We start from the raw sequence: 26,802 nt of genomic DNA, 5'->3' as shown, positions 1-26,802 counted from the left end.
TGAAGGATACGATGAAAAAGGATGAGAAACCGGATCAATGGGAAGCGCTTTTCGGGAAGCTCCGGAAGGTGGAACCGGCCGAACCCAAACCGTTCTTTTATGCCCGCGTTCAGGCCCGGCTGGCTCGCCGGTCGGAGCCGCAGCAGCCTGTACCGGCCTGGTGGTTTCGCCCGGCCTATGCGGTGGCCGGACTGGCGCTGCTGGTGCTGCTGAATCTGGCCGTCGCCGTCGGCTATCAGAACCCGGCCGACAGCCCCGCCCCCGCCGAATCGGAAACCTACGACGGCTTTTTAACCGAATACCAACTCCTGCAATATAACTGGGACACGGCCGATGAATGACCAACGAAAAATACGCATCCTGATCGGCGTCGTGGTGGCGCTGGTCCTGCTGAACGGTGCCCTGCTGGCCTGGATGGGCTTCGGCCATGAAAGGCGGGGACACCTGTTCCGGCGGACCGGCCGGGCTACGTTTCTGGCCGACACGCTCGGGTTCTCGGCCCGCCAGCGTGAACAGTACAACCAGCTCCGCAAGTCCTATTTTCAGGAGAGTCTGCCCCTGGCGCGGCAGATGAGGGCTGCCCGGCAGGATTTTTACCAACAGATCGACGATTCGCTCACCGACCGGCAGCTGGCCGAAAAAGCCGCGGCCGTCAATGCGCAGGTGACCCGGCTCGACGTCCTGACACTGAACCACTTCCGGCAGGTGGCCGCCATCTGCACACCCGAGCAGCGTATGAAGCTGAAAAAGATTCTGGTCGACATGCCGTTCGTCCGGCGCGGTCTGGGGCGGGGCGGAGGGCCGCCTTTCGGCCGCCGGCCCGACTTTCAGCGGAAGGATTCGATCCGGCGGTAAAAATTTTTCCCGTGGACCGCAGGTTTTGCCCGTCGATTCGACCTAAGTGATTGTAACAACAAAATTTTCTTCATCATGAAAAAAGTAATTCTCTGGGCGTGTGTGATCACGGCTCTTGGTGTAACCTCAGGATATGCCCAGCAAAACCCCGGCCGCCGGGCGGACAGTACGGCCAACGGTCGTTCGTTCAACCGGTTCCGGGACATGACGCCGATCGAAGCCAAAGACCTGCCCGCCGAAGCCTCCGCGTACCTTAAAAAGGAATATGCGAGCGCCGAAGTGCGCCGGATGGCGAAGGATGCCGAAGGTAAGTTTTTTGTCGTGCTGGCCAGTGGCGACACCCGCCGGGTCCTGACTTTCGACGCCAAAGGAGCGCTGGTCAACAACCGTGAGATGATGGGCCGCGGCCCGCGCGGGGGCGGACAACGCCGTCGCTGATCGAACGGTCCCGGAAGAACCGCCCGGATTCAGGGAATGGTTCTTCCGGGATTAATTTCCCGGAATCGGGTTTAGTAGTAACCAGTCGTTTCCCTGCAATCTCCACACCTTCTTTCTTCCATGAAACTCCTGCTCAACCTTTTCGGAAAAGAAAGTCTGCTGACGCTGGCGGCCACCCTCCTCGGCGCGTCCGCCTTCGCCCAGACGAACCAGCTGCGCGGAACGATCACGGATGAAAGGAGCCGGCCGCTGGTCGGTGTCAATGTCATGCTCATCAACCAGAAAGACAGCACCGACCGGCTCGGAACCGTCACCGACACCGCCGGGGTGTTCCAGTTTTCGAACCTGCCCGTACAGCCTTATCAGCTGCGGGCCAGCTATATCGGTTTTAACGACTATACGCGCACCGTCATGGTGCTGGGCGAAGGGCTGGATCTGGGCCTCATCCGGCTGGTCGAAGGCGCCCGGCAGCTGAAGGAAGTGAAGGTGGTCGGGAAACTGCCGACCGCCGAACAGAAAGGCGATACGCTCCAGTTCAACGCGAACGCCTTCAAAGTCAACCGGGATGCGCAGGCCGAGGACCTTCTGAAAAAGATGCCGGGGGTGGACGTCAGCGGAGGAGCCGTCAAAGTACAGGGCGAGAACGTGCAGGAAATTCTGGTCGACGGCAAACCGTTTTTCGGCGACGACCCGGCCATTGCGCTAAAGAACCTGCCCGCCGAGGTCATTTCCAGGATCGAGGTTTTCGACCGGCTGAGCGATCAGGCGCAGTTTACGGGCGTCAACGACGGAAATACCGTCAAAACCATCAACATCGTAACCCGGCCCGACCGCCAGAACGGCCAGTTCGGGAAGGTTTACGGGGGCGTCGGGACACAGGGGACCTATGCCGCCGGGGGCAGCGTCAATCTGTTCAACAAGGACCGGCGGATTTCCGTCATCGGGCAGTCGAACAACATCAACCAGCAGAACTTCTCCAGCCAGGACCTGCTCGGGGTGCTGGGCAGCTCGGGCCAGCGTCCGGGGGGCGGTGGTCAGGGCGGGCGCGGAGGAGGGGGCCGCCGGGGCGGGGGAGGCTCCGGAGGGCCCGGGGGGGGCGGGGGCGGCAATGTTTCCGACAATTTCCTGGTGGGCCAGCAGAACGGCATCAACACCACCAATTCGCTGGGAATCAACTACTCCGATACATGGGGCAGCAAACTGACCGTGCGGGGAAGCTATTTCTTCAACAACAGCCAGAACCGCAACGAGCAGTCGCTGCTGCGGCAGTATTACGCTACGGGCGATTCGACGCAGTCGTACCGGGAGAATTCCTTCACCAACAACCAGAATTTCAACCACCGGCTCAACTTCCGGTTCGATTACCGCATCAACAGCAACAACTCCATTCTGATTACGCCCCGGCTAAGCTGGCAGCAAAACCGTTCGACCAGCGTCACCGACAGCCGGACCCTGCTCGATTCGACGTTGCTGAATACGTCCGACAATACGTATTCGTCGAACAACCGGGGCTATAATTTCGACAACAACATTCTGTTCCGGCACCGGTTTGCCAAACGTGGCCGGACGCTTTCCCTGAACCTCGGAACCACCCTGACCAACCGTCTGGGCAACAATAGCCTTCTGTCGCAAAACGGGTATTTCAACGGCGATACGACTACGCAGCTGCTGAACCAGCAGACGCGCAACGAAAACAGAGGCTACCAGCTGTCCGGTAATGTAACCTACACGGAACCGGTCGGCAAGGGGCTGCTACAATTCAGCTACAACGTCAATCTGAACCACACCGATGCCGACCGCCGGACCTTCCGGCTGAACCCGGCCACGGACGACTACGACCGGCTTGATTCGCTGCTGAGTAACACCTTCGACAACGACTATCTGACGCAGAGGGCGGGCGCAGGCTATACCCTGAACGGCAAAAAACTGCGCTTATCCGCCACCCTGGGCTACCAGCGGGCCGACCTGATGAGCAACCAGCTGTTTCCGCGGGTGAACGAGGTCGACCGGACTTTCAACAATTTTCTGCCGTCGCTGATGCTCGATTACCGGCTGACCGACGAAAGCCGCCTTCGGCTCATGTACCGGACCTCCACCCAGGCTCCCGGCATCAATCAGCTGCAAAATGTGGTCGATAACTCGAATCCGCTGTTGCTGACGGCCGGGAATCCGGACCTGAAACAGACGTATTCCCATTTCCTGACGGCCCGGTATACGCTGACGACCCCCGAAAAGGCACGGAGTCTGGTCGGGCTGGTAAACCTGAACTATACCGGCGATTACATCGGTTCCTCGCTGTTTCTGGCCGATGAGCCCACCCGGCTGCCGGGCGGGATCTTTCTGCCCAAAGGCGCGCAGCTGACTCGTCCCGTCAATCTGGAGAATGCCCTGAACCTGCGTACCTTCGTGTCTTTCGGCACTCCGCTGCCCTTCATCAAGAGCAATCTGAACCTGAATACGACCTTCAACTATAACCGGACACCGAGCCTCATTAATAACCGGACTAATCTTGCCAACACCTATACGTTCGGGCAGGGGGTTGTGCTGGGCAGTAACATCAGCGAAAAGCTGGACTTCACGGTTTCCTATTCATTCAACTACAGCAATGTCGCTAATTCGCTTCAGGCGCAGCTGAACAACGACTATACGACCCGGATCGCCGGGGCGCAGCTGAACTGGACGTTGTGGAAGGGTCTCGTCGTCCGGTCGGATCTGAGCCATCAGGGCTATCAGGGCCTGACGGGCGGTTTTAATCAGAATTTCACCCTCTGGAACGCCAGTTTGGCGAAAAAGCTGTTTAAAAACCAGTCCGGTGAACTTCGGCTGTCGGTTTTTGACCTTCTTAACCAGAACAACAGCATCAGCCGGACCTTTTCGGAAACCTATCTGGAAGACAACAGGTCGCTGGTGCTGAAGCGGTATTTCATGCTGACGTTCACTTACAACCTTCGCCATTACAAGTCCTGATTCCGGCCGACGCGTAACCCGGGCAGCTTCTGCGACCATTTCCGAATTGTCGGACGATACTTAGAAAATATTTTTGCGAAACCGACCAGTGCAGCCGCCGGAAACTTAGCCGGCGGTTGTTTGATTTATTCATATAACTCGCTGTAAATACATCGATTGGTTCGGAAAGGTCAGTTTCGAGAGGACTCCGTCCTGCGCCGGTACTTACCACGGCATTACTGGACAAGCGCCGTTCATCTTGTTTTCACATGCAAAATTATTGTAAAATATTTTTGCCGCCATATAATAAATTTAGCTTTTAGGATTTGTTTAACAGATTCTGATTGATGTAGATTTGTCATAGTTAAATGATCATACTCGGTTAAAATTCATGCTTGAAGCGATCATTAACTCCAAATTAATCTCTGAATAATCTTACAGAAGATCATCTGAAGCACCACCTCAACGCCTACTGAATAACTTCTCAACAACCTGAATCACTAAGAAAAAATACTTATACGTCCCTGCTGCTTTTTTTGTGCATTTTAGTAGGCCACGATTCGGGAAGACGGCAGATCCGACCGGTATTTATCGGCTTCGGAGAGGCTTCCGGCGAGGCAGCAGGCAGCCATTTTTTCACAATGAATAGTTGAATATCAGTTCATTACTTCGGCGCCGACCGGCGCAAAGCCCATGAAGTCATCCAATTCGTATAGTTACCCCATATATCCTCAGGGTGAAATCAATTCCTCCGATGTACAGGGAACGTTACGGGATTATCTGAAGCACTGGAAATGGTTCCTCCTTTCCCTGATCACGATGATTGTGGCCGGATACATCTATATCTGGTTTACCGAGCCCATCTACCGGATTCAGGCCAGTCTGCTCGTCAAGGATGAACAGCGGGGCATTTCGGAACAGAACATCCTGAAAGAACTCGACACCTACAGCCAGAGCCGGGTGGTGGAGAACGAAATCGAGGTGCTGCGCTCCCAGACGCTGATGCGGAAGGTCGTCGATTCGCTCGGCCTGACCGTTCGGTATTGTCGTACAACGCCTTTCGGGAATCGTGAGCTGTACGACGACATTCCCTTCCGGCTCGTGGTGAAAGAAGCCCTCTCCAACATCTACCGCGCCGAGCTGAAGGTTTCCATCATCAGCCCCACCACCGTTCGGGTGAACGACTTCGTTTATCCCGCTAATCAGATCATCACAACCCCCTTCGGCCGGCTTCAGTTTCTGGTAAAGGAGTCGGCGGTGTTTTCAAACGAGCCGTTTGTAGTGCAGGTAATACCCCGCCAGCAGGCCGTTCAGCAGTTTCTGGGCAGACTGAAAGTGGAACCGAGCAGCAAAACCTCCACCGTCCTGCTCCTGACGCTGGAAGATCCCGTTCCGGCGAAAGGCGAAGCCATTCTGAATCAGCTCATTGCCGATTACAACTCGGCGGCCACCGACGATAAAAACCGGGTCATCTCCAATACGCTGAACTTCATCCAGAGCCGCCTGAGGCTGGTTTCCGGTGAACTGGCCGGTCTGGAAAAGGCAATCGAACGGTTCAAGGCTACCTACCGGATCACCGACATCAGTTCGGACGCCCAGGCGCTGCTTCGCAACGTGCAGGCCAACGACGCCCAGCTGAGTCAGGTCAATATTCAGCTCAGCGCCCTGGCGGACGTCGAACGGTACGTGCGGGCCAAAGGCCGGGAGCGGGGCATGGTGCCGCCCACCCTCGGTTTCAACGATCCGACCCTGACGGCCCTTATCGGCAAGGCCACCGACCTCGAACTTCAGCGGGACCTGCTGATCCGGACCACCTCCGAATCCAACCCGCTGCTGCGGACGGTCGAAGACCAGATCGGGGGAACCAAAGCGAGTATCAACGAGACGATCGGCACCCTGCGCAACGTGCTGGCCAATACCCGCAACCAGCTCCTGGCGACCAACAGCCGGTATGAAGCCCGGATCCGGGTCATTCCGGGTCGGGAGCGGGCCCTGATGAACATCACCCGGCAGCAGGCCATCAAGAACAATCTGTATACCTACCTTCTTCAGAAACAGGAGGAAACGGCGCTGGCGTATGCCTCCATCGTTTCCAACAGCCGAATCATCGACCCGGCCAGCAGCAGCAGCGACCCCGTGAAACCCATCAAACCGCTGATTCTGTTGCTGTTCTCGACCATCGGTCTCCTGATTCCGGTTACCGTCATCACCGCCCGCAAGCTGTTCAACGAGCGGGTCTCCGGCCGGGCGGAAGTCGTGGAGAAAACGGCCGTGCCGCTGATTGGTGAAATCGCCTACGTCCGGCACGAATTTCCGGTCATCGTCAACGGCCGCAAGCGGTCGGTGGCCGCCGAACAGATCCGCGCCCTGCGAACCAACCTCCAGTTCATGCGCCGGCACCCCGACGACAGTCAGGTGCTGCTGTTTACGTCGAGCCTGAGCGGGGAGGGCAAATCGTTCCTGTCGCTCAACGTGGCCGTCAGCCTGGCGCTGGTGGGCCGCCCGACGGTGCTGCTCGACATGGACCTCCGGAAACCCAAACTGCACAAGGCCCTGAATATGCTCAATTTCCGGGGCAACAGCAGCTACCTGACCGGCGAGGCCACCCTGGACGACGTGCTGCAGCAGGTACCCGGTTTCAGCAACCTGTTCCTGATTTCCTGCGGCCCGATTCCGCTCAATCCCTCCGAATTGCTGAGCGGCCCGCGGCTGGGGCTTCTGATGGAAGAACTGCGGTCGCGGTTCGACAACATCATCATCGACTCTCCGCCCATCGGGCTGGTTACCGACGCCCAGTTGCTGGGGCGGTATGCGGACGTCACGCTGTATTCCATCCGGCACAACGTCACGCACCGCAGCTACCTCACCCTGATCGACGGGCTTTATCAGGAAAAGCGGTTGCCCAACATGCACCTGATTCTCAATTCAGTAAAGAATAAATACACCTACGATTATCGGTATTACTACTACCGAAGGAACGGAAGCGGTAAACCCAATCTTTTGCGAAAATACCTTCTGCAATAACCGGCAGGAAGCCTATCGATCAGGAACCAAGGAGAACCTCTGTCTCAACTCAAATTTTTCCGCATGGAAACCACCTTTACTTCCCCCGTAATCGAACCCCTCCCTGGGGTCCAGCCCGCCGGAGAACCCGCCGGATCCGATCTGATCACAGCCCCCTACACCGGACGAAAAGTGGTGCAGGCCGGCGTACCGCTCTCTCTTCCCGTCGAACGTTCCCAGCCGGTCATCGGTGTGCTGGGCCTGGGCTACGTCGGTCTGCCGCTGGCGGTGGAATTCGGCAAGCGGTTTCAGGTGGTCGGCTTCGACATCAATTCAAAACGCATTCAGGACCTGCGCGCCGGAAATGACGCCACCGGCGAAACCGATCAGGACGAACTGCTGGCGTCCGACCGTCTGGTGCTGACCGACGACGTGACTGCGCTGCAGGCCTGCAACATCTATATCGTCACCGTGCCGACGCCCGTCGACCGCTATAAACGCCCGAATCTGACCCCGCTGCTCAAAGCCAGCGAAACCGTCGGGAAAGTGCTGAAGAAAGGCGATGTGGTGGTCTACGAATCGACGGTGTACCCCGGCTGTACGGAAGAAGAATGCGTGCCGGTGCTGGAATCCATCAGCGGGCTGACCTTCAACGTCGACTTCTTCTGCGGCTATTCGCCGGAGCGGATCAATCCCGGCGATAAGGTCAACACCCTCACCAAAATCAAAAAGGTGGTCAGCGGCAGCACCCCGGAAATCGGGCAGATGCTTAAGAACCTGTACGGCAGCATCGTAACGGCCGGGATTCATCTCGCTCCGACGCTGAAGGTGGCCGAAGCCTGCAAGGCCATCGAAAACGCCCAGCGCGACGTCAACATCTCGTTCGTCAACGAGCTCGCCATCATGTTCGACCGCATGGGCATCGACACCACCGACGTGCTGGAAGCCGCCGGTACCAAATGGAACTTCCTCAATTTCAAACCCGGACTGGTCGGCGGCCACTGCATCGGCGTCGACCCGTACTATCTTACCCACAAGTCGGAAAGTCTGGGCTATTATCCGCAGGTGATCCTGTCGGGCCGGCGGATCAACGAAGACATGGGCATGTTCATCGCCAACAAGGTGGTGAAGCTGATGGTCGGGAAAGATCTCCGGATCAAAGGCGCCCGGGCGCTGATGCTGGGCATCACCTTCAAGGAAAACTGTCCGGACACCCGTAACTCCCGCGTCGTGGACATCTACCGGGAACTGCGCCAGTTCGGCATCGAAGTCGACGTCTACGATCCCTGGGCCGACCCGGAAGTCGTGGCCGAAGAATACGACATCCAGCTGATCGACAGCCCCCGGGGTCCCTATGAGGTCATTATCCTGGCCGTGTCTCACCACCAGTTTCTGGCCCTGGATTATTCCCGTCTGAAAAATGACGTCGCCGTCGTCTTCGACAGCAAAGCCTTCCTGGATCGCTCCATCGTCGATGCCCGCCTGTAGAACTCCATTCCATGACTACGATTGATACGATTCAAATGGTCGATCTGAAGGGCCAGTACCTTCGGCTCAAAACCGAGATCGACGAGGCCATTCAGCAGTCGCTCGATAACGCCGATTTCATCAACGGCACCTATGTGCGGGATTTTCAGCGCGATCTGGCGGAGTATCTGTCGGCCGGGCGGGTCATTTCCTGCGCCAACGGAACCGATGCCCTCCAGATTGCCATGATGGGGCTGGGACTGAAACCCGGCGACGAGGTGATCGTGCCGGCCTTCACCTACGTGGCGACCGCCGAGGTGCTGGCCCTGCTCGGGATCACCCCGGTCTGGGCGGAGGTAGATCCTTTGACGTTTACACTTACCGTTAGTGCCGTCGAGAAGGCTTTGACCCCCCGTACCCGGGCCATCGTGCCGGTGCATCTGTTTGGTCAGTGCGCCGATATGGAACCGCTGCTGAAGCTGGCGGCCGAGCGGGGGCTTGCCGTCATCGAAGACGTCGCCCAGGCCCTCGGCAGCGAATACCGCTTTGCCGACGGCACCCTGCATTCGGCCGGAACGATGGGGCAGGTCGGCTGTACGTCCTTTTTTCCTTCCAAAAATTTAGGCTGCTACGGCGACGGCGGGGCGCTCATCACCAGCGATCCCGAACTGGGCGAGCGGCTGCGGATGATTGCCAACCACGGCCAGCGGAAGAAGTACGTACACGAGATCATCGGCATCAATTCACGGCTCGACACGCTCCAGGCGGCCATTCTGTCGGTCAAACTGAAGCAGCTGAACGATTTCAACCACCGGCGCCGGCTGGCGGCCGACCGTTACGACGCGCTGCTGGCCGGGGTGCCGGGCATCACGACGCCCGTCCGCTCGCCGAAGTCGACCCACGTTTTTCACCAGTATACCCTGCTGGTACCGGAAGACCGGCGGGATGCGCTCCGGCTGCACCTTCAGCTGCACGGCATTCCTTCCATGATCTATTACCCGCTGCCGCTGCACCTTCAGCCGGCCTACCGGAGCAGCCGGTTTCCGGAAGGAAGCTTCCCGGTTTCGGAGTCGCTCAGCCGCCGGGTGCTGTCGCTGCCCATGCACACGGAGATGAACGCCGGGCAACAGGAAACGATCGCTGCGGTGGTCGCCGATTTTATGAAAGACCACCCAACTCAGGAATAGATGACGACGCTCGAAATCATATCGGTTCACCCCACCGCCGTCGTGGACGACGGCTGTTCCATCGGCAACGGCACCAGGATCTGGCATTTTTCACACATCATGTCCGACTGCGTGATCGGGGAGAACTGCTCCATCGGCCAGAACGTCGTGGTGTCGCCGGGGGTGGTGCTTGGTCGGAACGTCAAGGTGCAGAACAACGTCTCGATCTATACTGGCGTCGTCTGCGACGACGATGTTTTTCTGGGACCGTCGATGGTATTTACCAACGTCATCAATCCGCGAAGCGCCGTCGTTCGTAAGGATCAGTTCCGGGCGACCTACGTCGGCCGCGGGGCTTCCATCGGTGCCAACGCTACCATCGTCTGCGGCAATGAGATCGGGCCGTATGCCATGATCGGCGCGGGGGCGGTCGTCACGAAATCGGTGCCGGCCTACGCCCTGGTGATCGGCAACCCGGCCCGGTTCGCCGGCTGGGTGAGCGAATACGGCCACCGGCTTCATTTCGATGCCGACCACCGGGCCATCTGTCCCGAGAGCGGCCAGGAATACCGGCTGGAAAACGACCGTGTCATCCGGGTCCACTGAGTGTCGGTGCCGCCCGGTTTTAACAAAAGAAAGGAACATTTCCCTACCCTCTAAACTGTCTTAAATACAATGAGTAATTCAGAAAAACCGATTCGTTTCGCCGTGGTGGGCTGCGGTCATATCGGTAAACGCCACGCCCAGATGATCAATAACCACCCGGAAGCGGAACTGGCCGCCCTGGTGGACGTCAAACACCACCGTGAACTGAATCTGGACGGTTACAACGTGCCGTTCTTCCGCTCGCTCGACGACATGCTCCAGGCTGAGCCGGACGTCGACGTAGTCACCATCGCCACCCCCAACGGGCTTCACGCTTCCCAGGCGCTGCGCTGCCTCGAAGCCAACAAGCACGTGGTGATCGAAAAACCGGTGGCCCTGCGCCGGCAGGACGCCGAAATGGTCCTGCACAAAGCCCTTTCGCGCCGTCGGGACGTGTTCGCCGTCATGCAGAACCGGTATTCGCCCCCCTCGGCCTGGCTTAAGGAACTGGTCGACTCGGGCGTCCTGGGCAAGATCTTTCTCGTGCAGCTCAACTGCTACTGGAACCGCGACGAGCGCTATTATACCACCGGCAGCTGGCACGGCCACCGCGAACTGGACGGCGGCACGCTTTACACCCAGTTTTCGCACTTTATCGACATCATGTACTGGCTGTTCGGCGACGTGACCAAGATCGAAGCCCGGCTCATGGACTTCAACCACCAGCACCTGACCGACTTCGAGGACAGCGGTTTCGTGTCGTTCCAGTTCCTGAACGGCGGCATGGGCTGCATGAACTTCTCCACTTCGGTCTGGGGCAGCAACCTCGAAAGCAGCATCACCGTCATCGCCGAAAACGGCAGCGTGAAAGTGGGCGGACAGTATATGGAAAAAGTCGAGTACTGCCACATCCGCAACTACACCATGCCTGAACTGGCTCCGACCAACCCCGGCAACGACTACGGCGCCTACAAAGGCTCGGCCCAGAATCATAACTACGTGGTAGACAACGTCGTGAACGTCCTTCGCGGCCGCGCCACCATCACCACCAACGCCATGGAAGGGCTGAAGGTCGTCGACATCATCGAGCGGATCTACCGGGCCGCCCAGGTGGAACAGGCAGAGCAGCGGCCGGCGGCTTCCGCTCCCGAACAGTCGCGGACGATCATGCCTTTCAAGGTAAACCGGGATTCGGAAGCGCTGCTGACCGGACCCGTCAACGGAGTGCGCCGAGTGTATCCCTAATCGCGAACGCTATTCAACACCTTTACAACGCAAAGACGAATGCTGGCTAAACTGCGGACGTACTACCGGAGTGGGGATGCCCTTACGATTTCGGTCAGGAAGAACGTCATTTACTCGCTGCTCATCAAGGCCGCCAGCGTGGTGCTCAACCTCGCGCTGGTTCCCCTGACGCTGAGTATGCTGACGAAGGACCTGTACGGCGTATGGCTGACGCTCAGCTCCATCGTCGCCTGGTTTACCTACATCGACTTCGGGCTGGGCAACGGCCTGCGCAACAAGGTCACCGAAATGCTGGCCGGCGGCCGTCGCGAAGAAGCCCGGGAATCGGTCAGCGTCCTGTATTCGGTTACGGTGCTCATCAGCCTCGGTTTCGGGCTGATTTACACCGGGGTACATCCCTTCCTGGACTGGGGCTCACTGCTGAAGGTGCCGGCTTCGCAGCGGGATCAGGTCAGTACGCTGGCCTACATTCTGTTTACGTCGTTCGGACTGCAACTGGTGCTGCGGAACATCAACTTCGTGCTGCTGGCCGTGCATAAAGCCGCCTTTCAGTCGCTGTTTCCGCTGCTTTCCAACGTACTGACGCTGGGGCTGCTGCTGGTTTTCCGGGAGCAGGTGGACGGCTCGATTCTGCGGGTCGGTCTGGTGCTGCTGATTCCGCAGGTGCTGGTGCTGGCGGGGTTTCACGTCTATTTTTTTCGGAACGAACTGCACTATCTTCTTCCGCGGTGGCGCTGGAGCCGTCCGGCCGACCTGCGTCAATTCGGGAGTCTGGGGCTTTCGTTCTTCGTGATCCAGCTGGCCTACGTCGCCATTTTTACGACGGCCAACGTGCTGATCACCCGCTTGCTGGAACCGGCGCTGGTGACCGAATACGACGTCGCCTATAAATACTTCGGTCTGCTGTCGATGGTGTTCAGTATCATCCTGACGCCCCTGTGGTCGGCCTTCGGTCATGCCTATCATACCGGAGACGCCGACTGGATTCGCAGCACGCTGCATCGGACGCGGCAGATCTGGCTCCTGATCACCCTGGGCCAGGGCCTGCTGGTGGTGGCCGCCGACCGACTGATACCGCTCTGGGTAGGGAATGCGGTTTCGGTATCGACGGAACTGGCGGTCGCCATGATGATCTACTACAGCGTCACGGCCTACGGCAGCATCTACGTCAGCATCCTGAACGGCATCGGCCGGGTGCGATACCAGATGCTGACCTCCTTTGCCGGCATCGCCCTGATTTTTCCGCTGACGTGGCTGCTGGTTCGCGTGGCCGGCCTCGGGCTGGTCGGCGTGCTGGCCGCCATCACCATCTGCTCGCTCTACGGCACCCTGATCGCTCCTGTCGAAGTGAAGAAACTACTGAATCAAATGACCTCACCGCTATGTACAACCGACCGCTAAATCTTCTCTGGGTGGCCCCGTTTCCGTATCCGAAGGGCGACGGACACCCCGGCCCGTGGCTTCAGACGCTTTCCGATGCGCTGGCCGAATCCGGCGCCGTTCGTCTGACCGTGGTGAGCTGCCATAGCGGTCTGCAAAGCGACATGGAGGAGTTCGAGCGGAACGGCATCCGGTTCATCTACCTGAAATCACCCCGGGGCAGCGTCGAAACGCTTTCCCTGTACTCGATCCGCATCCGGCGGCTAAGCGCCTACCTGGCGAAACACGCCCGGAAGTACGACCTTATCCATGTCCACGGCACCGAGCACCAGTACCACTCGTCCCTAACCGGGATCGACGTGCCGGTGATCACCTCCATTCAGGGCGTGATCAACCTGTATCTGGACGCGTTGCCGAAGGGGGTGAAATACGGGTTTTCGTCCAAAATCGTGGCGGCCAAGCATTTCGTCGACTGGAAAATCGCGGCTTATTACGAAGCCGCTGAAGTCAAACGGTTCCGGAACTACATCTGCCGGACCATTTTCGATAACGGCTATATCAACGAGCAGGTCCCGGATGCCCGGATCTTCAACATCTGGGAAATGATCCGCACCCAGTTCTTCAACCTTACGCTGGAGAAACCGGGCCGCAAAATCCTCTTCGTGGGCGGCAGTCAGCCGCTGAAAGGGCTGCGCGAAGCCCTCATCGCCCTGAACGAACTGCAGAACCACCGCCCCACGGTTATGTCGGTGCTCGGCTTTGTCGATCCCGACTGTGTTCGCCGGATCGTTCGGGACTACCGGCTCTCGAAGATTACCGACGAGGTGCTGGAAATCAAAGGCTTCCAGACTGCCGAGGGTATTGCGCAATCCATGCGGGAGTCGTTCTGCCTGCTGCATCCGTCCTACATCGACAACAGCCCCAACTCGATTTGTGAGGCCCAGGTGGCAGGTCTGCCGGTGGTGGCTTCGGCCGTCGGGGGCGTCCCGACGCTGATCGAAGACGGCAAAACCGGCCTGCTTTCGCCCCTCGAGGGGCACCCACTGGCCCAGAGACTCCGGATGTTGCAGGAAGATCACAGCCTCTGGCACCGCATCTCGGCCGAGTCGTCCCGGATGGCGCGGCAACGGCATGACAAGCAAACCATTTTGAATCAGACCTTTCAGGCATATCAAAGCATATCGTAGACGATGAGACCGGACTTTTTCTTCTACAAAAGCCTCCACTGGGCCTATCGGAAAATCAGACAGATGATCGACCCCGCCTACACCCGCTGGCTGTTCAAAATGAACGGCGTAGAATTCGGTGAGGGCCTGTACAGCCGCGGCATTCCCGACGTTTACATCGCGAAAGGCGGAAAAATGAAGGTGGGTCGCATCTTCCGGTTGAACAACGGCCGCTATCACAACATGGCGGGCCGGGAGCAGGACTGTCTTTTCTCGGTAGAAGCCGGCGGAACGCTCACCATCGGCGACAATGTGGCCGTCAGCTCGTTTGCCGTGATCTGTACGCAGAGCATCACCATCGGCAACAATGTCCGCATCGGCGGGAATACCTGCATCTGCGACAGTGATTTTCACTCGCTTCGGCATACGGACCGGATCGCCATTCCCGAAAATGAAGACAGCGTGGTTTCGAAGCCCGTGGTGCTGGAAGACAACTGTTTCGTGGGCAGCCACTGCACGGTTATGAAGGGGGTGCGGATCGGGGCGCGGTCGGTGGTCGGGTCGGGTTCGGTCGTGACCAAATCCATACCGCCGGACGAAATATGGGCGGGCAACCCGGCCCGGTTTATCCGGAAAATCGATGAAGAATTTCTGCAGCATTATACCGGCAAAGCCGCCCGCGAAAATTCGGTGGCGGCCTCCTGAAAGTTCCCTGCCGCAGAAAAGAAAGAAGTACACTGTACGATGACGACACGAAAAGCCTCCTGGACCGATTATCTGCTCGTTTACGGCCTCCTGGCCGTGTCGGGGATGGAATACTATTATCGTCCGCAGCAGTACAGCTTTATTCTGTTCGCGATCGTGCTGGGCGTGGTCTGGTTCCGGAAGCCGAACCTGACGGTCAGACCGTTGCTGATCATCGCCGTCGTTTTCCTGCTGGAGATGCTCCACGCGCTGCATTTCAATAACTTCGTGCCGACGTCGCTGGCAACCATTCTGGTCCGGCTGACGATGGTCTACCTCGTCGTTCATACCTGCGGCCTGCGGTTCATCCGGTGTTACATCGACATTCTGTACGTCTCGGCGCTGCTGAGCCTGCCGGTCTGGGCGCTGACCTTCTTCCCGGCCGCCGAGCAGTTTCTGATCCAGAACGTCGCCCAGGTCCTTTTCCGGCCCCTCATCGCATCCACGGATTCACTTTATTCCCATAACCCGAACATCATAATCTATACCTTCAACCCGTTCGCCCAGGATCTGGTGGGTTCGGTGCTGGTCAAGCGCAATTCCGGCCCGTTCTGGGAGCCGGGGGCGTTCGGGATTTTTCTGAATCTGGCCCTGGTATTCAACATCATCCGGAAAAAGGCGCTGATCAACCGGGAAAACGTCTGGATGGCCATTGCGCTGTTCACGACGCTTTCCACAGCGGGCTACCTGACCCTCTTCATCATCCTGATCGGCTACCTGCTGGCCAGCCCGGCCATCCGGCCGATCGTCAAGATCAGCTGGATGGTGGTGATGATTCCCGTCGGGGTTATCGCCTACAGCCAGATGGCTTTTCTGGGCGGAAAGGTGGAGGAAAATATCAGCCTGACGCGGGAAGACAATTCCTCGCGCTTCGGCAGTGCCTATCTGGATTTCGTCGATCTGGCCCGGAGTCCGGTCATCGGCTTCGGGCGGCTGATCGAGAACCGGTTCGGCCAGCTGGCCCGCAGCCACGACCTGGCCGTCCACCGGAACAACGGCATCACCAACCTGCTGGTCACTTACGGGATTCCGGCGACCGTCGCCTACCTGTGGCTGGTCTTCCTGTTTTTCCGACGCTACTGCCGACGGGCCGGCTGCCCCCAGCTGTTTGCCCTGTTCGGCTTTCTGTCCGTCATGTCTTCCGCGTTTTCACAGGTTGTTCTGGACCGGCCCGTTCTGCTGGCCCTGCTGTTTCTGGCGGAACGGCTGCGCCAGATCGAACGCTGGAATCTGCCGGCCGGACGGCGGGAAAACCCTTTAACCGTCGCACCCCTATGATCACCGTAACGACCGTAATTCCCACTTTTAACCGGAAAAGGCATCTGCAAACGATGCTGGACCTGCTGCACGACCAGCAATTGCCCGACATCCGCCATGAAATCATCGTCGTGGTCGACGGTTCGAGTGACGGAACCCTGGAAATGCTGGGCAGCGACTACCCCCAGGTGCATATCGTTCTCGGAACGGGCGACTGGTGGTATACCCGCAGCATGAACGAAGGCTTCCGGAAAGCCCTGACGCTGGGCACGGACTTCATCCTCTGCCTGAACGACGACGGAGAAGTGGGGCCGGATTACCTCGCCACGCTGGTCGACCACGCCCTGCGGCTTCAGGAGCCGGCGGTGGTCGGGTCGGTGACCGCATCCGTGAAGCCCCCGCACCCGGTCCTGTTTTCCGGCGTTCGCGACATCAACTGGCTGACTTACAGCTACCGGCTTTATCAGAAACCCGGCCTGCCCTACCGCCCGGACGACCAGGCCCGGATGCTGCCGACTCAGGTGCTGCCCGGTCGCGGGATGCTGATCCATACGAAAGTACTCGACACCATCGGGCTGTTCGACGAAAACCTCGTGCAGTATTCGTCCGATGATGAATACTGTCTGCGGGCGCTCAAATTCGGCTTTCAGGTGTGTGTCTGCTGGCTGGCCGTCGTCTACAGCAACGAAGAACTGACCGGCGAGGGCAGCGTCTACAAACTGCCCGCCTTCTTCACCTACGTCAGCATGATGTTCAACCGCTATTCGCCGGCCTACCTGAAGAATACGTTCTACATCGTCCGGCGGTACGGAAGAAAGTGGATGCTGCCGATCACTTACTCGGCGCTGGTGGCCGGCTCGTTTTATACCTATTTCAAATACAGGCTCAAACGGAATGGGTAAGCTCATCTACTACCACGGCATATACAGCAGCTGCCCCGAGCTGTCGTTCTCGAATCCGGCGTTCACGCTAAAGGATTTCGAGCGGCAGATTCGTCTGCTGAGCCGTCGGTATGAGCTGATCTCTCTCGACGAGGCTCTGGCCCGGTCGACGGAAAAGGACGGACTGAAGGGGACGCTCTGCGTGACCACCGACGACGGCCTGGCCGACAACCTGCGGTTTGCCGAGATTCTGGAAAACCACCAGGCCCGCTTCACCCTGTTTCTGAACAATGATTTTATCGATAACCGCAACCTGATGTGGCGGAATAAGGTCCTGCTGGCCGGAAACCGGCTCGACGCCCGGCAGCAGGCCCGGCTGATCCGGTCACTTTCCGAAAAATACCGCCTGCCCCATCCCGCCCATGCCGTAACGCTGCTCGACTGGTCGCAGTACTGGCCGATGGCCCTGAAAGACGAACTGGCCGACCAGCTCTGGCAGGAGGGCGGACTCGGAACCGTCGCCGAGTTTCTGGAGGCCCGGAAGCCGTATCTGACCCGCGCCCAGATCGCGGAGATGGTCCGGAAGGGCCACGCCATCGGCGCCCATACGCGCAGCCATCCCGACTGTTCGCTGCTTTCGTGGGAGCAACTCCGCGAGGAGACGGTCGATGCGGTGGCGGCCCTGAGCGCTCTGTTCGACCGGCCGGTGCGGTTTCTGTCGTATCCGTTCGGACGTCGGCCCCGGCCCGACTGGGACCGCCGGGTCAGGGAGGAAAGCCGGACGCTGAAGGCTACGCTCGGCATCACGCCCCGGCTGCGCTCCGGCGAACTCGAAGAGCGGGAAGATATGGAAAAACCGTTCTGGAAGTCGCTGTTTTATTTCTATCTGATGCCTCTAAAACGCGCTCTGTTTTAACCATGGACTACGTCATCATCACCCCGGTCCGGAACGAAGCCGAACGCGTCGAAACCACGCTCCGGTCGGTTGTATCCCAGACCCTGCGGCCGGTGCAGTGGATCATCGTCGACGACCAGTCGACCGACGGGACGGCCGACATCGTCCGCCGGTATCTGCCCGACCACCCCTGGATCCGGCTCGAAGCGGCCCCCGACATGCCCCGCAACGACTACAGTTCGCGGGTCGTGCAACTGGTCAACTATGGCCTGAAGAAACTCGAAAAGGAAGCCGAGATCATCGTGAAGCTGGACGGCGACGTGCAGTTCAGCCCCGATTTCTTTGCCCGCATCCTCGGCGATTTTGAAAGGAATCCGCAGCTCGGCATCGCGTCCGGCCTTCTGACGATCAACGGCATTCGGGAAAAATTCGACATCAGCACCGGCAATACCCGCGGGGCGACGAAATGCTACCGGAAGACCTGCCTGACGGACATCGGGGGGCTGTATCCCTACACGAGCTGGGACACCATCGACAACGCGGCCGCCCGGGCCAAAGGCTGGGAAACGCGCATTTTGCCCTACGAATTCGAACACCTCAAACCGGAAGGCTCCAAAGCCGGCTCGAAGCTGTATAATCATTACCGGACGGGTCTGGCCAACGGGCGTATTCCGTATGTCGGCTCGTATTTTTTCATCAAGGCGTTTTCCAAACTCCTGGAATCCCCCCTGTTCCTGGCACCGTTCGTCCAGTCGTGGGGATACATCAAAACCCGTTTCATCCGGCGCGAACGCCCGTTCCCGAGTTACATCACGGCACAGATCCGGAAGGAACAACGGGCGTATCTGCGCCGGCGACTGATCGGAAAACCGTAAACAGAACTTAACCCCGACGCTATTATGTGCGGAATTGCAGGCATCGTCCACTTCACCGGAGAACCCGCCGACCCGGCGGCCCTCGGCGCCATGCTCGAACGGCAGAAACACCGCGGCCCCGACGACCGCGGCACGTTTCTCGACGGCCACGTGGGGCTGGGGTTCGTGCGGCTAAGCATCCTCGACCTCTCTCCGGCCGGCCACCAGCCGATGGTGTCCGACGACGAGCGGTATGTGCTCATCTTCAACGGCGAAATCTATAACTACCTCGAACTGAAGCAGCAGCTCGCCCCGCACTTCCGGTTTCGCTCGCACTCCGACACGGAGGTGCTGCTGAACGCCTACCGGCACTGGGGCCCCGACTGCCTGCACCGGTTCAACGGCATGTTCGCCTTTGCGATCTACGACCGGCACGAACAGACGCTGTTTGCCGCCCGCGACCGCTTCGGCGTCAAGCCCTTCTATTACTACCTCTCGAACGACTGCTTCGTGTTCGCCAGCGAAATACCGCCGGTGTTCGACTACGTCCGCAGCCGGGGCGGGATGCTGAACCCCGACGATACCTCCCTGTACAATTATCTGATGTACGGCCGGACGGACCTCGACGGCCATACTTTCGTGCAGCAGATCAAAAAACTCGAACACGGCCATTCCCTGAGCATCCGCCAGAACCGGGTCCGGATCAGCCGCTGGTATAAACTGGACGAGCAGCTGACCCAGGGCTGGCGCAGCCCGCAGGAATATTACGAGGTATTCGAGTCGGCGGTAGGGCTGCGGCTGCGCAGCGACGTTCCGGTGGGCATCTGCCTGAGCGGAGGGCTCGATTCGTCGTCGGTAGCCTCGACGCTCATCAAAGGGCACCGCAAAACCGATTTCTACGCCTTCTCGGCGGTGTACGGCGACGGGCAGCACGGCGACGAAACCCGGTTTATCGACGAATACAAAGACCAGCTGGACAATCTGGTGTATGTCCGGCCCACCGAGCAGAGCCTCCACGAAGATTTCGAGGAACTGATGCGCTGCCACTTCGAGCCCTTCGGCGGGCTGAGCATCTACTCCCAGTTCAAGGTGATGAAAGACGCTTCCCGCTACCTGAAGGTGCTGATGGACGGGCAGGGCGCCGACGAACAGCTGGCCGGGTATCTCTACTTCTTCGGCAGCTTCTTCCGCGAACTCCTGTCCGACTTTCAGTACGGCCGGTTCCTGAAGGAGTGGAAGGGCTATTACCGCAACCATCATTCGCTGGGCGCCCTCGGGTACCTGGGCTTTTATATGGCTCCGAACCGCCTGAAGGCGGCCGCCGGCCACCGCCGGGCGCAGTTCATCGACCCCGGCTTTTTCCGCGAGCAGAGCCGTCATTCCACCATCCACGAGAAGCTGTTCAGCCCTCGGTCGCTGAAGGAGTCGCTGCTTCAGCATTTTGAGAGCAAGCTGGAACACAATCTGAAGTGGAACGACCTGAACAGCATGTATTTCTCCATCGAGCTGCGTGAGCCGTTCCTGGATTACCGGCTGGTGGAGAAAACGCTGGCGTCGCCCTCCCATATGCTTATCAAGGACGGCACGACCAAGTGGATTCTGCGGGAAGCCATGCGCAACCGCCTGCCGGAAAAAATCCGCACGCGCCAGGATAAAGTAGGCTTCGAAAACCCGGCCGACGCCTGGATGCGCCACGACCTGTTCCGCCGGAAAGCCGAAGCGGCCCTGCACGACCCGCTGCTGGTACAGTCGGGCTATTTCAACATCGACGAGTGCCGGAAGCGGCTGAAGCTGCATACCGAAGGAAAGATCAACGTGGCCCGCGACATCTGGCAGTGGATCGAAACGGCTCATTTTCTGGGCAAATTCTCAGCGAAAACTCACCCCCAAACGGAATTACAACGCGTATGACTTTATATCAGATCTGTCAGGAAGGAATATGGGATACGTCGGTGCCGGGCATCCGGTTCGACGAGCAGGGCGTGTCCAACTATGCCCGTATCCAGAAAAAGCTGTCGGAAGCCTTCCCGAGAGGGGAAAAGGGTCGGGAGGAGTGGTCGGGCATCGTAGAGCGCATCAAAAAGGCGGCTCCCAAAAACTCCCGCTACGACTGCCTGATCGGCGTCAGTGGCGGCACGGACAGTTCCTACCTGCTGCACATCGCCAGACAATACGGTCTCAACCCGCTGGCCGTCAACCTCGACAACGGCTGGAACTCCGACATCTCGGTCAAAAACATCAAGAAGGTGGTGTCGGCCCTCAACATCGACCTGGAAACCTACGTGATCGACTACGAGGAGATCAAGGACATCCTGCGGTCGTATCTGCTGGCCGGTATGCCCTGGGTCGACGGCCCGACGGACCTCGCCATCCAGTCGGTGCTGTACAAGATTGCCGCCAAGGAAAACATCAAATACGTGCTGATCGGGAGCGATTTCCGCTCGGAGGGCAAGCAGCCCACCGAATGGACCTATACCGACCTGCGTCAGCTGAAACACATCTACCGCCAGTTCGGCAGCGGGCGGCTCAAAACCTACCCCCGGCTTTCGCTCTGGCAGATCCTGTACCTCGGGTACGCCCGGGGCATCAAGCTGATTTCGCCCTTCAACTACCTGCCCTACCAGAAAAAAGAAGCCCAGCAACTGCTGAAGGACGTCTACGGCTGGGAATACTACGGCGGTCATCACCACGAGAACCTGTTTACGAAGTTCACCGTGGCCTACTGGCTGCCGCGCAAGTTCAACATCGACAAGCGCCGGATCACGCTTTCGGCCCAGGCCGTCAGCGGAGAGATCACCCGCGAGCAGGCGCTGGAACAGATCAAGCAGCCGCCTTATGACCTGGAGCAGATGGAAGCCGACCGGGAGTACGTGATGAAGAAGCTGGATATCAGCCCGGAAGAGTTCCTGGCGGTATGGAAAGCGCCCAACAAGTCCTTTCTGGACTACCCCTCGTATTACCCGATGATGAAACGCCTGCTGCACCTCGTGGTGCCGGTGCTGAAGCGGGTGCTGCCGACCAAGCCGAAGATTTTTTACGAAATGGAAGAAAGAGCCGCATAATCCCCCCGCGACGACATGGAAACAACGTTCAAGCCTGTAGAAACCACCCTCCAGACCGGGTATCGCCGGTGCAGCCGCTGCGTGCTGGATACGACCGTCTCCGACATCTGGTTCGACGAAAAGGGGGTTTGCAAATACTGCCACATCCACGACGAAATGGACCGCCGGCATCCGGTGGAAACCATGGACGACGATCTGAAAAAGATCGTGGCCCGGATCAAAAAGGACGGCGCCGGCAAACCGTATGACTGCATCGTGGGCGTCAGCGGAGGCCGCGACAGCACCTATACGCTGCTGATGGCCAAAAAGCTGGGTCTGCGGCCCCTGGCGGTGCATTTCGACAACGGCTGGAACTCCGAAATCGCCGTCTCGAACATCAAAAAGGCCACCAGCCTGCTCGGCGTCGACCTGCATACGGTCGTGGCCGACTGGGAGGAGTTCAAGGACCTGCAACGGTCGTTCCTGAAAGCCTCCGTGCCCGACGCCGACATCCCGACCGACTACGCCATCTACTCCGTTCTGTACGAAACGGCCGCCCGCGAGGGCGTCGGTTACATCCTGAACGGCCACTCGTTCCGGACGGAAGGCACCTCGCCCATCAGCTGGACCTACATGGACGGGCGGTATTTCAAGAGCGTTCACCGGAAACACGGCAGCGGATCGGTCCGGAGCTTTAAGGTGATGATGCTGCCCTATCTGCTGTATTGCAGCTTCGTCCGGCGCATCCGGGAGGTGCGGCTGCTGGAATACGTCGATTATAACAAAAAGAAGGTCGACGAGGTGCTGGGCCGGGAACTGGGCTGGGTTTACTACGGGGGTCACCACCATGAGAACCTGTATACCAAGTTCTTCCAGTCTTATCTGCTGCCCGGCAAATTCAATATCGACAAGCGCAAAACCGAACTGTCGGCCCTGATCCGCTCGGGACAGATTTCACGGGAGGAAGCCGTCGCGGAGCTGGAGGCCAGCCCCTACGAGTACGACCGGTCGGTGGTGGCCTATGCCATCTCGAAGCTGGGCTGGACGCTGGAAGATTGGGAGGAAATTTTCAACCGCAGCCCGCGCTCGCACCAAGATTTTCAGACCTACCTGCCGCTGATCCGGTTTCTGCGCTGGCCCATCAAGGTGGCGTGCAGCCTGAAAATTCTGCCGCACATTCTGTACCTGAAATATGCAAGCTGATTGATCTCACCCCCGGCCGGGAGCGAGGTCCAAACTCAAAATAGAATGAATATCGTCGTCATCGATTACGGCATGGGCAATCTTCGCTCGGTGCATAATAAATTCAGGAAGCTGGGCGTCGAGTGCGGCATCAGCGCCGACCCGGCCGAGATCGAAGCGGCCGATGCCCTCATTCTGCCCGGCGTCGGGCATTACGGGCGGGCCATGGACCGGCTGCGGAGCCTGGACCTGCTGAGCCTGCTCAACCGGCGGGTGCTGGAGGAGCGGGTGCCCGTCATGGGCGTCTGCCTCGGGATGCAGCTGCTCATGGAACACAGCGAGGAAGGGGACGCCGAAGGGCTGGGCTGGATCAAAGGCAATACCGTCCGGTTCCGGCTCGACGACCAGCCCCGGCTCAAAATTCCGCACATCGGCTGGAACAGCATCGAGCAGGTGCGGCCGCACCCCATCTGCGAGGGCCTGGCGCCCGACGAGCTGTTCTATTTCGTGCATTCCTTTCACGTCAGCCTCACCGACCCGGCCGATGCCCTGCACCGGACCCGTTACGGCTACGATTTCGTGTCGGCCGTCCAGCGCGACAATATTTTCGGGTTTCAGTATCACCCCGAAAAGAGCCAGGACGCCGGTATTCAGGTGTTCAGAAATTTCATCCATCTGGTAAAAAAGACGGCTTATGTACCGACCGAGAGTAATACCCTGCCTTCTGTTACAGAATAAGGGGCTGGTAAAGAGCGTACAGTTTCGCAACCACCGCTACATCGGCGACCCCATCAACGCCGTCAAACTGTTCAACGACCTGCGGGCCGATGAGCTGATCTTTCTCGACATCCGGGCCACGGCCGAAAACCGGACCATCGACCCGGACCTCGTGCGGCAGATCGGCGACGAAACCAACATGCCCTTCACGGTCGGCGGGGGCATCCGGTCGCTGAAAGCCATCGAAACCCTCATCAAGGCCGGCGCCGAGCGCGTCTGCCTGAACTCCTACGCGCTCGAAAACCCGGACTTCGTCCGGCAGGCGTCCGACGAGTTCGGCTCTTCGACCATCGTCGTCTGTCTGGACGTGAAGAAGAACCTGTTCCGGAAAGAATCCGTCTACGCGCAGGCCGGCGGCAAATCGACCGGCCGCTCTCCGCTGGAGTGGGCGAAACAGATGGCCGATCTGGGCGTCGGGGAGCTGGTGGTCCAGTCCATCGAACACGACGGCATGATGAACGGCTATCATACGGAGCTGGTGCGGAAAATTGCCGGTGCCGTGCCGGTGCCTGTGGTGGCGCTGGGCGGCTGCGGCACCTTCGACCACGTCCGGCAGATCGTTACGGAAGGGGGCGCGTCGGCGGCCTCGGCCGGAAGTATGTTTGTCTATCACGGCCCGCGCCGGGCGGTTCTGGTCAACTTCCCGACCCAGACCGAGCTGCGCCGGCTTAACCTTGCCAGCTAAACCCGGACCATGAAAATTCTGATCGACATCGGACACCCCGCCCACGTCCATTACTTCCGGAACGCCATCCGGCTGCTGCAGGAAAAGGGCCATCAGGTCGCCATCACGGCCCGCGATAAGGAGGTGACCTTTAACCTGCTGAAAGCTTATAACCTGCCCTATGTCTCCCGCGGGAAGGGCGGCCGGGGGCTGGTCGGCAAGATGCTGTATCTGCTCAAAGGCAATGCGGCCATCGCCCGGGTGGCCCGCTCGTTCCGGCCCGACCTGTTTCTGAGTTTCGGGTCACCCTACGCGGCCCAGGTGTCCAAACTGTTCGGCAAACCGCACATCGCCTTCGACGACACCGAGCACGCCCGCTTCGAACACCTCATGTACCTGCCCTTCACCGACACGGTCGTGACGCCGAACGGCTTCCGCAAGGACTTGGGTGCCAAACAGATCCGGTATCAGGGATACATCGAACTCTGCCATCTGGCCCCGACCTGCTTCCAGCCCGACGAGCGCGTCCTGGAAGAAATGGGCCTGACCCGCCAGGATCGGTTCGTGATCCTGCGGTTCATCTCGTGGGGCGCCAGCCACGACGTCGGGCAGCACGGCCTGAGCCGGAATCAGAAGATCGACCTGGTCGAGCGGCTGAGCCGGCACGCCCGGGTGTTCATCTCGTCGGAGGGTGCCCTGCCGCCCGAGCTGGAGGGCCACCGGATCCGGGTCGCCCCGGAGAAACTCCACCACCTGCTGGCCTTTGCGAGCCTGTATATCGGCGAGGGCAGCACCACCGCCAGTGAGTGTGCGCTGCTGGGGGTACCCAACATCCTGGTCAACAGCCTGCTGGCGCCCGATACCTGTCCGGGCGTCCACCTCGAACTGAAGCAGTACGGCTTACAGGAACTGTTCGTCACCTTCGACGGCGTTACGGAAAAAGCCGTGGAGATCCTGAGCGGCCCGGCCCGCACCGACTGGCAGGAACGACGGCAGCGGATGCTGTCGGAGAATATCGACGTAACCGCCTTCATGGCCTGGCTGGTGGGTAACTACCCGGCCAGCCTGAAGGAACTGAAAGAAAATCCGGCCCGACAGAACCGCTTTCTTCTGACGGCGAATCCGGTCTGAACCCGAATCAACTGCGAGATATGGAAGCTTTACAAACCACACCTGCCGCCGAAACCGCCCCGTGGCCGGACCTGCCGTCGCTGCTGGATTTCGGCTTCTCCCCCGAAGATGTGGAGATCATCCGGGTGGCCGCGAATGGTAACGTCCGGGCGGCTCCGATCGTCGTCTCTCCGGACGGACAGGCGATCAGCTCCGTCAAGATTCCGGTGCCCGCGCTGGTCATTCCCGACCTGCTGCAACTGCATACCGACCTGAACCAGGTGTTTCGGGCGGCTTTCGGAGCGATCCGAAAAGACGGTTTCCTGATCTGCCGGGTAGAGACGCTCGGGCAGCGCAAACGGCGGATTTTCGACCCGCTGCCCGCCGGTATCCGGCAATCCCTGTATGCGGGCGACTATCTGCTGCACCGTATTACGCCCCGTGTGTATCCGGTCAAGGTTCTGTACCGGCGGCTGTTCCCCTCGCTCCGGACCATCTCCAGGGCGGAGGTGATCGGGCGGCTGTATTATGCGGGTTTTTCGGTCAACGCCGTGTTCGAGTCGGGCAACCGGCTGGTGATCGTGGCGCAGCGTCCGGCGGGGTCGTTCGTCGAGAAACCGGCTTCTTCCGAAGGAGTTCTGCTGCGGATGGCCCGGGTCGGGCAGGGCGGCAAACTGTTCAACGTCTATAAATTCCGGACGATGCACCCGTATTCCGAACATCTCCAGGAATATCTGATCCGGACCAGCGGGCTCGAAGCCGGCGGAAAATTCCGGGATGATTTCCGCATCACGACGGTAGGCCGGCTCATGCGGAAATACTGGATCGACGAGATTCCGATGGTGATCAACCTGTTGAAGGGCGACATGAAGCTGATCGGCGTCCGGCCCATCAGCGCGCACTACCTCAGCCTGTATCCGGAGTCGGTCCGGAACGAACGGGTCAGATACAAGCCGGGGCTGCTGCCGCCGTATTATGCCGACCTGCCCCGGAACTTCGATGAAATTGTCGAGTCCGAACGGCGGTATCTGGCGGCTTTCGCCCAGGCTCCGTTCAAAACGGACCTGCGGTATTTTTTAAAAATAGGATATAATATTTTCTGGAAACGAGCCCGGAGCAAGTAAATCGCTTCGCGGGAAGCGAATC

23 protein-coding genes are annotated in these 26,802 nt (G+C 59.2%); all 23 read left to right on the top strand.

Annotated elements, in window-relative coordinates:
• Positions 1–11: 11 nt before the first annotated feature.
• The 23 genes from DX909_RS26795 (at position 12) to DX909_RS26685 (ending at position 26,780) form a co-directional block, all read left to right on the top strand.
• Positions 12–341 carry a hypothetical protein gene (locus tag DX909_RS26795; protein ID WP_128548330.1) on the top strand — a complete coding sequence of 110 codons (330 nt, stop codon included), beginning with the start codon at positions 12–14 and terminating at the stop codon, positions 339–341.
• On the top strand, positions 334–855 hold the full coding sequence (locus DX909_RS26790; RefSeq protein WP_128548329.1) for a Spy/CpxP family protein refolding chaperone: 522 nt from the start codon (positions 334–336) through the stop codon (positions 853–855). Before DX909_RS26795 ends, DX909_RS26790 begins: the two co-directional genes overlap by 8 nt.
• 75 nt (positions 856–930) lie before the next feature.
• Complete coding sequence (locus tag DX909_RS26785; protein ID WP_128548328.1) at positions 931–1,293, top strand: hypothetical protein; 363 nt, start codon at positions 931–933, stop codon at positions 1,291–1,293.
• A 120-nt stretch (positions 1,294–1,413) separates the two neighbouring features.
• A complete protein-coding gene (locus DX909_RS26780; RefSeq protein ID WP_128548327.1) occupies positions 1,414–4,260 on the top strand; it encodes a TonB-dependent receptor in 2,847 nt (948 codons plus the stop codon).
• Positions 4,261–4,932: 672 nt separating this feature from the next.
• On the top strand, positions 4,933–7,263 hold the full coding sequence (locus DX909_RS26775) for a GumC family protein (RefSeq protein ID WP_128548326.1): 2,331 nt from the start codon (positions 4,933–4,935) through the stop codon (positions 7,261–7,263).
• Between the two features lie 63 nt (positions 7,264–7,326).
• Complete coding sequence (locus DX909_RS26770; RefSeq protein ID WP_128548325.1) at positions 7,327–8,730, top strand: nucleotide sugar dehydrogenase; 1,404 nt, start codon at positions 7,327–7,329, stop codon at positions 8,728–8,730.
• An 11-nt stretch (positions 8,731–8,741) separates the two neighbouring features.
• Positions 8,742–9,896, top strand: coding sequence for a DegT/DnrJ/EryC1/StrS family aminotransferase (locus DX909_RS26765; RefSeq protein WP_229311211.1), 1,155 nt, complete (start codon positions 8,742–8,744; stop codon positions 9,894–9,896).
• Positions 9,897–10,481: an acyltransferase gene (locus tag DX909_RS26760; protein WP_128548324.1), complete on the top strand. Its 585-nt coding sequence runs from the start codon at positions 9,897–9,899 to the stop codon at positions 10,479–10,481.
• A gap of 69 nt (positions 10,482–10,550) precedes the next feature.
• Entirely contained in the window at positions 10,551–11,705 is a 1,155-nt protein-coding gene (locus DX909_RS26755; RefSeq protein WP_128548323.1) for a Gfo/Idh/MocA family protein, read from the top strand.
• Between the two features lie 39 nt (positions 11,706–11,744).
• Complete coding sequence (locus tag DX909_RS26750) at positions 11,745–13,106, top strand: lipopolysaccharide biosynthesis protein (RefSeq protein ID WP_128548322.1); 1,362 nt, start codon at positions 11,745–11,747, stop codon at positions 13,104–13,106.
• Positions 13,088–14,272, top strand: a complete 1,185-nt coding sequence (locus DX909_RS26745) for a glycosyltransferase family 4 protein (RefSeq protein WP_128548321.1) — start codon at positions 13,088–13,090, stop codon at positions 14,270–14,272. Before DX909_RS26750 ends, DX909_RS26745 begins: the two co-directional genes overlap by 19 nt.
• A 3-nt stretch (positions 14,273–14,275) precedes the next feature.
• A complete protein-coding gene (locus DX909_RS26740; RefSeq protein ID WP_128548320.1) occupies positions 14,276–14,956 on the top strand; it encodes an acyltransferase in 681 nt (226 codons plus the stop codon).
• 39 nt (positions 14,957–14,995) lie between these two features.
• Positions 14,996–16,273, top strand: a complete 1,278-nt coding sequence (locus tag DX909_RS26735; RefSeq protein ID WP_128548319.1) for an O-antigen ligase family protein — start codon at positions 14,996–14,998, stop codon at positions 16,271–16,273.
• Positions 16,270–17,154, top strand: coding sequence for a glycosyltransferase family 2 protein (locus DX909_RS26730; RefSeq protein ID WP_128548318.1), 885 nt, complete (start codon positions 16,270–16,272; stop codon positions 17,152–17,154). Before DX909_RS26735 ends, DX909_RS26730 begins: the two co-directional genes overlap by 4 nt.
• Positions 17,147–18,049, top strand: coding sequence for a polysaccharide deacetylase family protein (locus DX909_RS26725; RefSeq protein WP_128548317.1), 903 nt, complete (start codon positions 17,147–17,149; stop codon positions 18,047–18,049). Before DX909_RS26730 ends, DX909_RS26725 begins: the two co-directional genes overlap by 8 nt.
• A gap of 2 nt (positions 18,050–18,051) precedes the next feature.
• Positions 18,052–18,903 (top strand): glycosyltransferase family A protein, encoded by an 852-nt coding sequence (locus DX909_RS26720; protein WP_128548316.1) that lies wholly within the window; start codon positions 18,052–18,054, stop codon positions 18,901–18,903.
• 24 nt (positions 18,904–18,927) lie between these two features.
• Entirely contained in the window at positions 18,928–20,793 is a 1,866-nt protein-coding gene (asnB, locus tag DX909_RS26715; RefSeq protein ID WP_128548315.1) for an asparagine synthase (glutamine-hydrolyzing), read from the top strand.
• A complete protein-coding gene (locus DX909_RS26710; RefSeq protein WP_128548314.1) occupies positions 20,790–21,944 on the top strand; it encodes an N-acetyl sugar amidotransferase in 1,155 nt (384 codons plus the stop codon). Before asnB ends, DX909_RS26710 begins: the two co-directional genes overlap by 4 nt.
• A gap of 15 nt (positions 21,945–21,959) precedes the next feature.
• Entirely contained in the window at positions 21,960–23,126 is a 1,167-nt protein-coding gene (locus DX909_RS26705) for an N-acetyl sugar amidotransferase (protein ID WP_128548313.1), read from the top strand.
• A gap of 45 nt (positions 23,127–23,171) precedes the next feature.
• The gene (gene hisH, locus DX909_RS26700; protein WP_128548312.1) at positions 23,172–23,843 is read left to right on the top strand and encodes an imidazole glycerol phosphate synthase subunit HisH; all 672 of its coding nucleotides are present in this window, start codon (positions 23,172–23,174) and stop codon (positions 23,841–23,843) included.
• Entirely contained in the window at positions 23,800–24,567 is a 768-nt protein-coding gene (locus DX909_RS26695) for an AglZ/HisF2 family acetamidino modification protein (protein WP_128548311.1), read from the top strand. Before hisH ends, DX909_RS26695 begins: the two co-directional genes overlap by 44 nt.
• A 9-nt stretch (positions 24,568–24,576) precedes the next feature.
• Positions 24,577–25,677, top strand: coding sequence for a DUF354 domain-containing protein (locus DX909_RS26690; RefSeq protein ID WP_128548310.1), 1,101 nt, complete (start codon positions 24,577–24,579; stop codon positions 25,675–25,677).
• Positions 25,678–25,697: 20 nt separating this feature from the next.
• Positions 25,698–26,780 carry a sugar transferase gene (locus tag DX909_RS26685; RefSeq protein ID WP_128548309.1) on the top strand — a complete coding sequence of 361 codons (1,083 nt, stop codon included), beginning with the start codon at positions 25,698–25,700 and terminating at the stop codon, positions 26,778–26,780.
• The last annotated feature ends 22 nt before the right edge of the window (positions 26,781–26,802 follow it).

The organism is Larkinella soli (genome assembly GCF_003703975.1).
Classification (GTDB): Bacteria; Bacteroidota; Bacteroidia; order Cytophagales; family Spirosomataceae; genus Larkinella; species Larkinella soli.
This window is presented reverse-complemented; position numbering and strand designations above follow the sequence as displayed.